Raw genomic sequence first — 11,860 nt, forward strand, 5'->3', positions numbered from 1 at the left:
CCTCAGGCGATCTGCGCGGCAGCGGCGACTTCGGCAGGCTGCGAGGCCCGCACGGTGCGCCAGGTGTTGTAAGCCATCAGGAACATGCCGCTGAGGAAGATCGCGCCACCCAGCAGTCGTACGACGAAGCCTGGGTGGCTGGCCACCAGGGTTTCGACGAAGGAGTAGGTCAGCGTGCCGTCCTCGTTGACGGCGCGCCACATCAGGCCCTGGGCAATGCCGTTGACCCACATGGACGCGATGTACAGCACGGTGCCGATGGTCGCGAGCCAGAAGTGCGCGTTGATCAGGCCGATGCTGTGCATCTGCGTGCGGCCGAAGATTTTCGGAATCATGTGGTACAGCGCACCGATGGAAATCATCGCCACCCAGCCGAGCGCGCCAGCGTGAACGTGGCCGATGGTCCAGTCGGTGTAGTGGGAGAGGGCGTTGACTGTTTTGATCGCCATCATCGGCCCTTCGAAGGTCGACATGCCGTAGAACGCCAGCGACACCACGAGGAAACGCAGGATCGGGTCGCTGCGCAACTTATGCCAGGCGCCCGAGAGCGTCATCATCCCATTGATCATCCCGCCCCAGCTTGGCGCCAGCAGGATCAGCGACATCACCATGCCCAGCGACTGTGCCCAGTCCGGCAGCGCGGTGTAGTGCAAGTGGTGAGGACCGGCCCAGATGTACAGGGTGATCAGCGCCCAGAAGTGCACGATCGACAAGCGATAGGAATACACCGGACGCTCGGCCTGTTTCGGCACGAAGTAGTACATCATCCCGAGGAAACCGGCGGTGAGGAAAAAGCCTACGGCGTTGTGTCCATACCACCACTGCACCATGGCATCGGTGGCACCGGCATAGACCGAGTAGGACTTGGTGAAACTCACCGGCAATTCCAGGTTGTTGACGATGTGCAGGATCGCCACGGTGATGATGAATCCACCGAAGAACCAGTTACCGACATAGATGTGCTTGGTCTTGCGCTGCATGATCGTGCCGAAGAACACGACGGCATAGGCCACCCAGACGATGGTGATCAGGATGTCGATCGGCCATTCCAGTTCGGCGTATTCCTTGGAACTGGTGTAACCCAGTGGCAGGCTGATGGCCGCCAGCAGAATCACCAGTTGCCAGCCCCAGAAGCAGAACGCGGCGATTCTCGGCGCGAACAGGCGAGTCTGGCAGGTGCGTTGTACCGAGTAGAACGAACTGGCGAACAGGGCGCAACCGCCGAAAGCGAAGATCACCGCGTTGGTGTGCAGCGGGCGCAGACGGCCGAAGCTGGTCCACGGCAGATTGAAGTTGAGTTCAGGCCAGACCAACTGGGCGGCGAGAAAAACCCCGAGCCCCATGCCGACGATGCCCCATACCACCGTCATAATGGCGAATTGGCGGACCACCTTGTAGTTGTAGGCGGTACTGATAGAAGTGTTCATGGTTCCCCATCCACGGTTCAGCCGAAGTGAGAATGTTTGCGCAAGGCAACGCTCCCTTCGCCTGGAGTTATAGGCAGACTAAAAGCGAGGCAAGCATGGGCAAAGAGCACAAGGCCAGTATTGACGGGGATCAATGGTCCCAGTGCGTGCGGGATCATGGATGGGTGTGGAATGCCGCCACGGCGCCGGCCTCGGCGACGCTGATTCTCGCTCACGGTGCCGGTGCGCCGATGGACAGTGGCTGGATGAGCGATATGGCTACGCGCCTTGCTGCGCATGGGGTCAACGTGTTGCGTTTCGAGTTCCCCTACATGGCGCAGCGGCGTATCGATGGCGGTAAACGCCCGCCGAACCCGGCGCCCAAATTGCAGGAGTGCTGGCGTGAGGTGTATGCCGTGGTGCGACGCCATGTCGCTGGGCGCCTGGTCATTGGCGGTAAGTCCATGGGCGGGCGGATGGCGAGTTTGTTGGCCGATGAGTTGGGCGCGGATGCGCTGGTGTGCCTGGGGTATCCGTTTTATGCGGTGGGCAAACCGGAGAAACCGCGGGTTGAACATCTGGCGGCGCTGAAGACCCGGACGTTGATTGTGCAGGGGGAGAGGGATGCGTTGGGTAATCGGGCGGCCGTCGAGGCTTACGCATTGGCGCCGAGTATCGAGGTGTTTTGGCTGGTTGCGGCGGACCATGATTTGAAGCCGTTGAAGGCTTCGGGGTTTACCCATGAGCAGCATTTGGCGGCTGCGGCGGGGAAGGTTGCGGCATTTCTCCAGTGAAATTTGCAGTAGTCGTCAGGGCCTCTTCGCGAGCAAGCCCGCTCCCACATTTGATTGTAGGCGTACGCAAATTCCGTGAACGACTGAGATCCACTGTGGGAGCGGGCTTGCTCGCGAAAGCGGTCTACCGGACAACATCACTTTCTCCTTGGCAATAAAAAACCCGGAAGTTCTCACCGTCCGGGTTTCGGTTCTACAAGTAGCTATCAGCGGTTAAACCGCTCCACCAACGAATACTGGGTATTCGCGGTCTTGGTCAGCTCTTCACTCAGTAACGCTGAGAGCTGTGCCTGTTCCGAGGTCTGGTCAGCCAGTTGCGAGATGTTGCTGATGTTGCGGCTGATTTCTTCGGCCACTGAACTTTGCTCTTCGGTCGCGGCAGCGATTTGAGTGGTCATGTCAGTGATGTGGGCCACCGCTTCACTGATGCCCACCAGCGCCTGATCCGCTTCCAATACCCGCGCCACACCTTCTTCGGCCTGGCGATGACCCGTCTCCATGGTCTGCACCGCCGAGCTGGCGGTTTGTTGCAGTTTGGCGATCAGCGCGTGAATCTGCCCGGTGGACTCGCTGGTGCGTTGCGCCAATTGGCGTACTTCGTCGGCCACCACCGCAAAACCACGACCCATCTCACCGGCGCGAGCCGCTTCAATCGCGGCGTTCAAGGCCAGCAGGTTGGTCTGGTCGGCAATGCCTTTGATCACATCAACCACGCCGCCGATTTCATCGCTGTCCTTGGCCAGCTGCGTGACCGTCAGGCCGGTTTCACCGACCACCACCGACAGGCGCTGAATGGCTTCGCGGGTTTCCCCGGCGATGTCGCGACCTCGGCCGGTCAGGCGATTGGCTTCCTGAGTGGCGTCAGCGGTGCGCTGCACATGGCTGGCGACTTCCTGAGTGGTGGCAGCCATCTGATTCACAGCGGTCGCCACTTGCTCGGTTTCGACGCGTTGACGTTCCAGGCCGGTGGAACTGTTGTGCGCCAAGGCGTCGGACTGTTTCGCTTGTTCGGTCAGGTGTTCGGCGGTGTCCTGCAAACGGGTCAAGCAGGTTTTCAGGCGCGCTTCCTGACTGAGGATCGACATCTCCAAACGTGCCTGGGCGCCGCGACTGTCGGTGTACATCTGTGCGATCAGCGGGTCGGACGTGGTCTGTTCGGCCAGGCGCAGCAAACGCTTGATCCCGCGCTGTTGCCAGCTCAAGCCCATCAAGCCCAACGGCACCGAGAGGCCGGCGGCGAGGGCGAAGCCCCATTGGGACGTGAGGGTGGCGCCGATCATGAAGCTCAACTGGCTGACCAGAATGAACGGCAGCCAGTCCTGAAGCACCGGCAGCCATTTGTCCGTAGAGGGAACCGCAGGCTTGCCCTGGTTGATGCGTTGATAGAGCGCTTCGGCACGGCGAATCTGTTCGGCGGTGGGTTTGACCCGCACCGACTCGTAACCGATCACCTGATTGCCGTCGAACACCGGTGTGACATAGGCGTTAACCCAGTAGTGGTCACCGTTCTTGCAGCGATTCTTGACAATGCCCATCCATGGCAAGCCTTGTTTCAGTGTGCCCCACATGTGCGAGAACACCGCAGCCGGGACGTCGGGGTGACGGACCAGGTTATGCGGCGCACGGATCAGTTCCTCACGAGAAAACCCGCTGATGTCGACGAAAGCGTCGTTGCAGTAGGTGATCACGCCCTTGGCATCGGTGGTAGAAATCAACCGTTGCTGAGCCGGGAAGGTCCGTTCGCGTTGTGTAATGGGCTGGTTGTTACGCATGGCTTCTTCAATCCGCAAGGCTTTCAGGCGTTATCGGCAGCATCGCGGATTTGTTGATTTTTTTTTCAAGAGCCTGACGTGTGTATCAAATTCGCTGCATTAACTGAAAAAATAGACCTCTCGTGGTTGAACTTTTCAGGTTCCCCTTAATGGGGGCGGCGCGTATGATTCGCCGCTATTTTGCGTAGGATGTTATCTACGGTCAGGGTTTGAAAAGTTACTTAGCATGCAAAGTATTGCCGGATTTCCAGCATTTACATTAATGGGATTTGATTGTTGTTCAGCCTTTGGAAAGGGGCTGGGGATGAAAAGGGTTAGTCGCAATGCGTAAGAAAGTTGCAATCATAGGGACGTCGTTCCGTTTTCCAGGCTCCACTTCTGCAACTTTTTGGCCGCACCTGCTGGATGGGCAGAGCTTTATCACCCAAGCGGATTTTTCTCGCTGGTCCAGAGATGAGTTCCTGCACCCGGACAAGGCTAATCCTGCAACGTCCTACACCTTTGTCTCAGGTTCCTTGGGCGATATTTCCACGTTTGACGCCGGGTTCTTCAATATTTCTCCTCGTGAAGCGGCGGTCATGGACCCTCAGCAGCGGCTGTTGCTGGAGCTGGGCTGGGAAGTGTTCGAGAACGCCGGGGTCAAACCGTCGAGCCTGCGTGGCAGCGATTGCGGTGTTTACCTCGGGATCGCCAGTGTCGACTATGGTTATCGGCTGGCGCATGACATGTCGACGATCGATGCAGCCACCGCCACCGGCAATACCTTCAGTATCGCGGCCAACCGCCTGTCTTTTTTTTATGACCTTCAAGGTCCGAGCATGGCCATCGACACGGCGTGCTCTTCTTCCCTGATTGCTTTTCATCAGGCTTGCCAGGCCATTCAGAACGGCGATATCGACCAGGCGATTACCGGCGGTGTCAGTCTGCATCTTCACCCTTTCGGCTTCCTGATTTTTTCCAAGGCATCAATGCTGTCGCGCACGGGGCAATGCCATGTGTTCGATGAGTCTGCCGATGGTTATGTCCGTTCTGAAGGCGCGGGACTTTTCTACCTGAAGGATTACGCCAAGGCGATCGAGGACGGTAACCAGATCCTTGCGGTCGTTGCCGGCAGTGCGGCCAATACCGATGGGCGAAAGTCGAGTCTGACCGTCCCCAGTGCGGATGCGCAGATTGCCCTGATGAAGCAGGCTTACGACAGTGCCGGCATCAGTGCGGCAGACATTGACTACCTGGAAGCTCATGGTACCGGCACGCCAGTCGGTGATCCTATCGAGAGCCGGGCTATCGGTGAGGCTCTGGGGCAGCAGCGCCCGGCGGATCAGCCACTGCTGATCGGTTCGATCAAAAGCAACATCGGGCACCTTGAGGCAGCCTCGGGTGTCGCGGGCTTGATGAAGGCGTTGTACTGCGTGATCGAACGCAAGGTGCCGGCCACCATCGGCATCAAAAAACTCAATCCGAACATTCCTTTCGCCGACCTCAATCTGAGGGTGGTCACCGAAACCCAGGCGCTCAAACCCAGTGGAAAACTGGTGGTCGGGGTCAACTCTTTCGGTTTTGGCGGGGCCAACGCCCACGTCATCCTGGAAAGTCCGCCACAAGCGCCACAGGCCCCGAACCAGACGGGGCGGGCAGTGCCGCTGGTGGTCTCTGCCAAAGACAGCGCAGCCCTGGCGGCCCAGTCCGAACAGGTCGCGCAATGCGTTAGCGGGCCGGATGCGGCAAGCCTCTACGACGTGGCCTACCAGTCGATGTTCCGCCGCGAGTTGCACCCGCAAAGGGTTGTGGTGTTTGGCTTCGATGCACAGCGCAGTGCTCAGGCGCTACTGGACTTCGCCACGGAACCGGGCGTTCCGGCGTTATCGACAGTGCTGGAAAGCGGTCGTGCCCTGGATGAGGCCAAAGGGCCGGTGTTCGTCTTCTCCGGTAATGGATCGCAGTGGCAGGGCATGGGTAAGTCATTGCTGGCCGACCCGGTTTTCCATCAGACGCTTGTCGAGCTGGATGCTATTTTTCAACCGCTATCCGGTTATTCGTTGATCGCCGAACTGGCGGGCGAGTTGGGCGATGAGCGTTATCAGTTGACTGAGTTTGCGCAACCGGCGCTGTTTGCATTGCAAGTGGGTGTCACCCGCATGCTGGCCGCAAAAGGCGTCGTGCCGGTGGCCGTCATTGGCCACAGCGTGGGTGAAGTCGCTGCCGCCTGGGCCTGCGGTGCGCTGACGCTGAACGACGCCACGCGTGTGATCTATCATCGCAGTCGCCTGCAAGGCTTGACCAAGGGCTGCGGCAAGATGTCGGCGGTAGGCTTGTCCGGTGCAGACACGGCGAGCCTGTTGCAGACGCTCGGCCTGGACAGCGAACTGGTCGTCGCCGGCGAGAACAGTTTCAAGGGCGCAACCGTCGCAGGTCCCGTGGCCGCGCTGGACATTCTGGAGCAGGCGCTGGCCGAGCGTCAGGTGTTCGTTCGTCGCCTGGGTCTCGATTATGCGTTCCACTCGCCGGCCATGGAGGTGATTGCCGATCAGGTCATCGACGTGTTGAGCGATATCGTCCCGGGTCCCGCCGCTATACCGATGTATTCGACCGTGACCGGCGATGTGCTGGCCGGCGAATACCTGGACGCCCGGTACTGGTGGAAAAACATTCGTTACCCGGTACTGTTCGAGTCCGCCAGTGCGGCGCTGGCCGGGCAGGGCTATAACGTATTCGTGGAGGTCGGGCCGCACCCGATCCTGCGTGCCTATGTGGCCGATGCGATGGCCAGCCAGGAACTGCAAGGTGTTGTGATCCCGACGCTGTTGCGTGGTGAAGAAACCCCGCAGTTGATTGATCGAACATTGGCGAAGGTGCTGATTGCCGGCGTCGACATTGACCTGCAGTGCCTGTTTCCCCACACCGGCCGTTTCGTGCAACTGCCTAACTACGCCTGGCAGCGCGAGCGTCACTGGCACGCGGATACCCCCGAGTCCTCCGGCATCCTGCGCCGGGAGCGTGTCCATCCGCTGTTGGGTTACTCGCTGCACGAGCATGAGTTCACCTGGGACAATCGCCTGGATACGCAACTGTTCCCGTCCTTGGGTGACCACAGGGTAGGCGATTCGGTGTTGTTTCCGGGTGCAGGTTTCACCGAGCTCGCGCTGGCTGCTGCACTGCAATATCAACCCGGTGCGTATGTGGAAATCGAAGAGCTGGAAATTCACAGCCCGCTCTTGCTGCATGCGGATTTCAGCAAAAAAGTCCGGGTGATGATCGACAGCACCGACGGTGCCATTTCCATCGTGTCGCGCAGCACGGCCCAGGCTGAACCGTGGGTGCAGCATGTGGTTGCGAGAATTCCCGGTGAAGCGCGCGGCGCAAGACTGGCCTGTACTGCTCCGGTTTTGCCGGCACGCGCTCCTGACTTCACCATGACAGAACACCTGACGCTGACCCGTGCGGTCGGCCTCAATTATGGCCCGGCGTATCAAGCGGTCGAGGCCGGCTGGATCGATGGCAACCAGGTCGTGGCGCGGTTGACGGTCCCGGCGCCGATCGAGGCTGAACTGACCACACTGAATCTGCACCCGGCATTGCTGGACAGTGCTTTCCAGCTGATTACCCAGTTGTTGAGCCAGGAGGCCGACAATCGCACGGGGCTGGCCTTTATCCCGGTGAAGCTGGGGCGTATCAGCTTCGCTGCCGGCAGCCTGCCGCCTTGCCTGGCCCAGGTCACGCTGGTGCGACGCTCGGCACATTCCCTGCTGGCAGACTTCACTTTGTACGACGTCCATGGACGCGCGGTCATCTGCATCGAGGATGCCCGTTTCCGTGGTGTCCGGCTGCACAAGGATCGCAGTGGCGATATCAAACTGGTGGACTTTGTCGGGGTGGCCAAACCTTATCCTGCCAATGAACGCGCATTGCCATGGGCCGGTTCGCGGCTGGAGACGCCGCTACGCGAGCATCTTGGCGCTATCGCCGATGATCCGGGGTTGGCCCGTTATGCCGATGAAATCGACCCTTTGCTCGACGGTCTGTGTGGCAGCTTCCTGCTGGAAGCCATCGAGAAACTGGGCGGTGAGCTGACGCTGCAGCAGCGCTCCACCTGGGAAGCAGGACGTTATCTTGACCATCTGCTTGAGCAGGCGGTGGAGGATGGCAGCCTGGTCGCGATCGGCAATGGCGGCTGGCAGCTTGCCGATCAAGGCGAGCGAGCCAGCGCGCAAGCCATCTGGCAGGAACTGTTCAGCAGTTATCCCGAGCACTTCCAGATCATTCATTCGGTCGGCCGGATCGGCATGCACCTGCTGGAGCTGATCAGCGGTCAGGTGAGCCTTGCGCAACTGTTGCCACGGGAAACCACTCCCGCCGTATTGACCCGTCTGGTCCTCGGTGCGTCCGGTCAGCAGGCGTTGCTGGGTAGCCTGCGAGAACACATCGCCCAACGCTTGAGCGTTCTGCCTGAGGGGCAGCGCCTGCGTATTCTCGAGCTTGGTTTCGAGGGCGCACCGCTGGCGGCAGACCTGTGCGTCGGCCTGAATTTCGACCGGGTCGATTATCAGTATTCGGCGCAGAACATTGAAACGGCATCGATGCTTCAGGCTGACTTCCCGGATCTTCAGATCCTGGCCCTGGAAGCCTCAGAGAAAGTCGCTCGGACGCCGGCCAACGGCTTCGATCTGATCCTCGTCGCCACCGACCTGGCACCGCTGGAAGCCATCAGTCAAGGCTTGCGCCATGGCGCTGCAAGGCTGTGTGCCAATGGCGAAGTGCTGCTGCTGGCGCAGCATCCCGCGCGCTGGGCTGATTTCACCTTCGGCGCCGAGCCTTCCTGGTGGCTGGCCCAGCAGGAGCTACAGGCATTATCGGTACAACAGACGCCGGGATTCTGGCAACAGGAACTGCGGCGTCATGGCCTGAAGGTGTCCGAACCTCTGGAGTTGATTCCTGGCTCGGCGTCCGGCAGCTACCTGTTGCTGGCCGCCGAAGAGGGCGCGAAGGCCCTCGCGGTTACCCCTGAATGTCCGCGCCAAAGCTGGTTGCTGGTAGCCGACGAGCAAGGTCCTGAAGCACCGTTTGCTCAGGCATTGGCCTCGCTGTTGCGTGAGCAAGGACAAGAGGTGGCGCTGCTTGCACCTGACTCGGCATGGGTTCTTGCGCAACAACTACGTGAATGTCCAGTGGCGCCTCAACACATTGTGATGCTGGCCGGGCTGTTCGCCTCCGAAGGGCTGGATGCGCAGGCTGACCGCTGCATGCTCGCCACCGCCATCACTCAAGCCTGTGAGTCAGCCGGCGTCGCTGCGGATTGCTGGTTGCTGACCTCAGGCGCCGCCGTGCATTTGTTACCTCAGGGCGCCCACCAGGAAACGACTGTGCAAGCGATCGCCGATGCTGCCTTGTGGGGCTTCGGTCGAACCTTGACTAACGAAGCGGTCGGCTGTCGTGTCCGTCTGCTCGATCTGACGCCTGGCGCCGGTGTCGAGGCCCTGGTTCCAGCGCTGCTCAATGTTGATGAAGAAACCGAACTGGCAGTCAGCGCCGCGGGCGATCGTTATGTCGCACGGCTGCGAGTCCAGCCCGATGAGTTGCCAGGTCATGCGCTGCCGGATGCGCCGACGCAGGTCAAACTCGGCTTCGATTTGCCTGGGCAACTGCGCAACTTGCGCTGGGAAGCACGCGCGCCGCGAGTGCCGGCCGACGATGAACTGGATATCGAGGTGCAGGCCACCGGTTTGAACTTCCGCGATGTCATGTACGCGTTGGGTCTGCTGTCCGATGAAGCGATTGAAAATGGCTTCTCCGGGCCGACGCTGGGCTTCGAATTTGCCGGTGTGGTGCGTGGTAAAGGGGCATTGGTCGAGGGTGATTTCCAGCCGGGCGACCGTGTCGTCGGTTTTGGTCCGTCGAGCTTCGCCAATCGCCTGATCACCAACGCCAACGCGGTGGCGCGCATTCCTGAAGGCATGTCCTTCGAAGCTGCGGCGACCATCCCCAGTACTTTCTTCACGGTGTATTACGCCGTGCATCACCTGGCGCGCCTGGAGCCGGGAGAGAAAATCCTGATTCACGGTGCAGCGGGCGGCGTCGGCATTGCCGCTATCCAGATTGCAAAATGGTGCGGCGCTGAAATCTACGCCACGGCGGGCAGCGACGAGAAGCGCGATTTCCTGCGCCTGATGGGCGTCGAGCATATCTTCGACTCGCGTTCGCTGGCGTTCGCCGAGGACATCCTGAGCATCACCGATGGCCGTGGTGTGGATGTGGTACTCAACTCCCTGGCGGGCGAGGCGATCAATCGCAACCTGCGGGTACTCAAGCCGTTTGGCCGCTTCCTCGAACTGGGCAAGCGTGACTTTTACCAGAACACCAGGATCGGCCTGCGCCCGTTCCGCAATAACATCAGCTACTTTGGCATCGATGCCGACCAGCTGATGAGCGAGCGCCCGCAACTGACCCGTCGGCTGTTTGGTGAAATGATGGCGTTGTTCCGCGACGGGATTCTGAGCCCATTGCCGTATCGCGCCTTCGATGCCAATGAAGTCGTCGAAGCATTCCGCTACATGCAACAGGCCAGACAGATCGGCAAGATCGTCGTGACGTATCGCACGCCGATCCAGGGTGTGGTCAGCGCGCCGGTCGCGCAACCGCTGGCATTGACGTTGGCCGCGAACGCCAGCTACCTGGTCACCGGCGGGCTCAGCGGTTTTGGCCTGCGCACTGCACAATGGCTGGTGGAAAAAGGTGCGCGTCACCTGGTCCTGCTGGGCCGTCGCGGTGCCGCGACTGAAGAGGCGCAACCCTCGCTGGCACTGTGGCGCGAACAAGGCATCGAGGTCCAGGCGCTGGCCTGCGATATCACCGACGCCGCGCAACTGGCGTCCGTCATGGCGCGCATCGAAGCCAGCGCCCGGCCATTGCGTGGCGTGGTGCATGCGGCAACGGTGTTCGATGACGGCTTGATCCGCAACCTGACCCGCGAGCAATTGCAGCGCGTCCTCGAGCCCAAGGCCAAAGGCGCGCAGTACCTGCATGAATTGACGGCCCATTTGCCACTGGACTTCTTCGTGCTGTTTTCCTCGGCCACGACCTTGTTCGGTAACCCGGGGCAGGCCAACTACGTCGCCGCCAATCATTGGCTCGAAGCGCTGGCGCGTCATCGGCTGGCACTGGGGCTGCCGGCCACCAGCGTACTCTGGGGAGCCATCGACGATGCGGGGTTCCTGGCGCGCAACCAGGACATCAAAGACGCCCTGCAAAGCCGCATGGGCGGTGCTGCCTTGCAGTCGCAAGCGGCACTGCAGACCCTGGAGCGCTTGTTGTTGCAACGGCGTTCGGGGCTCGGCGTGCTTGAGCTGGACTGGAAAGCGCTGTCGCGATTCCTGCCGGCCGCCGGCTCGCCCAAGTTCAATGAGCTGGCCAGGTTGCACGGTGGTGAGCAGGACGAAGAAAGCGATGTCGATGATATCCAGCGCCTGTTGGCGGAAATGGACGACCCCGAGCTGATCGAACTGTTCGGTGAAATGCTCAAGCAGGAAATCAGTGAAATTCTGCGTTTGCCAACCAGCAAGCTGGACGCCTCGCGCCCGCTTCAAGAGTTGGGGCTGGACTCGCTGATGAGTGTCGAACTGGTGGTGGCTGTCGAGGAGCGATTCGGTGTGCGTCTACCGGTGATGGAGCTGAGCGAAGCCTCAAGCATCGGCAAGATCACCGTTCGAATCCTCGAGCTGCTGCGCGGCAATAAGGATTGCGATGTGCAACCGGAGAATGGAAATAGCTTGCAGTCACTGGCGAGCGATACGTTCTCTCGCCACGGGGTCGACCTTTCCCGTGACGACATCGCGCAGTTGAGTGACGGGCTCGACGCCCAGACTTCGAAACCTTCACGTTTGATTGATTGATC

General features: G+C 60.4%; 4 protein-coding genes. 2 read left to right on the forward strand and 2 right to left on the reverse strand.

All coding sequences use genetic code 11. The annotated features are described in order from the left end of the window. Nucleotides 1–2: 2 nt before the first annotated feature. Nucleotides 3–1,427 (reverse strand): cytochrome-c oxidase, cbb3-type subunit I, encoded by a 1,425-nt coding sequence (gene ccoN, locus IC37_RS13605; protein WP_030128450.1) that lies wholly within the window; start codon nt 1,425–1,427, stop codon nt 3–5. 95 nt (nt 1,428–1,522) lie between these two features. Here ccoN and IC37_RS13610 point away from each other — a divergent pair, with 95 nt between their 5' ends. Then, entirely contained in the window at nt 1,523–2,200 is a 678-nt protein-coding gene (locus IC37_RS13610) for an alpha/beta family hydrolase (RefSeq protein WP_030128449.1), read from the forward strand. Nucleotides 2,201–2,406: 206 nt separating this feature from the next. Here IC37_RS13610 and IC37_RS13615 read toward each other — a convergent pair whose 3' ends face one another. After that, nucleotides 2,407–3,972, reverse strand: a complete 1,566-nt coding sequence (locus IC37_RS13615) for a PAS domain-containing methyl-accepting chemotaxis protein (protein WP_030128448.1) — start codon at nt 3,970–3,972, stop codon at nt 2,407–2,409. Nucleotides 3,973–4,295: 323 nt separating this feature from the next. Here IC37_RS13615 and IC37_RS13620 point away from each other — a divergent pair, with 323 nt between their 5' ends. Continuing rightward, a complete protein-coding gene (locus IC37_RS13620) occupies nt 4,296–11,858 on the forward strand; it encodes a type I polyketide synthase (protein ID WP_030128447.1) in 7,563 nt (2,520 codons plus the stop codon). Nucleotides 11,859–11,860 lie beyond the last annotated feature (2 nt).

Origin of the sequence: Pseudomonas sp. QTF5 (assembly GCF_000512695.2) — a bacterium.
Lineage (GTDB): Bacteria > Pseudomonadota > Gammaproteobacteria > Pseudomonadales > Pseudomonadaceae > Aquipseudomonas.

What these genes read in the sequence shown, in the direction of transcription:
- ccoN (WP_030128450.1), bottom strand. Translation starts at nt 1,427, where the DNA reads ATGAACACTTCTATCAGTACCGCCTACAACTACAAGGTGGTCCGCCAA.
- IC37_RS13610 (WP_030128449.1), top strand. Translation starts at nt 1,523, where the DNA reads ATGGGCAAAGAGCACAAGGCCAGTATTGACGGGGATCAATGGTCCCAG.
- IC37_RS13615 (WP_030128448.1), bottom strand. Translation starts at nt 3,972, where the DNA reads ATGCGTAACAACCAGCCCATTACACAACGCGAACGGACCTTCCCGGCT.
- IC37_RS13620 (WP_030128447.1), top strand. Translation starts at nt 4,296, where the DNA reads ATGCGTAAGAAAGTTGCAATCATAGGGACGTCGTTCCGTTTTCCAGGC.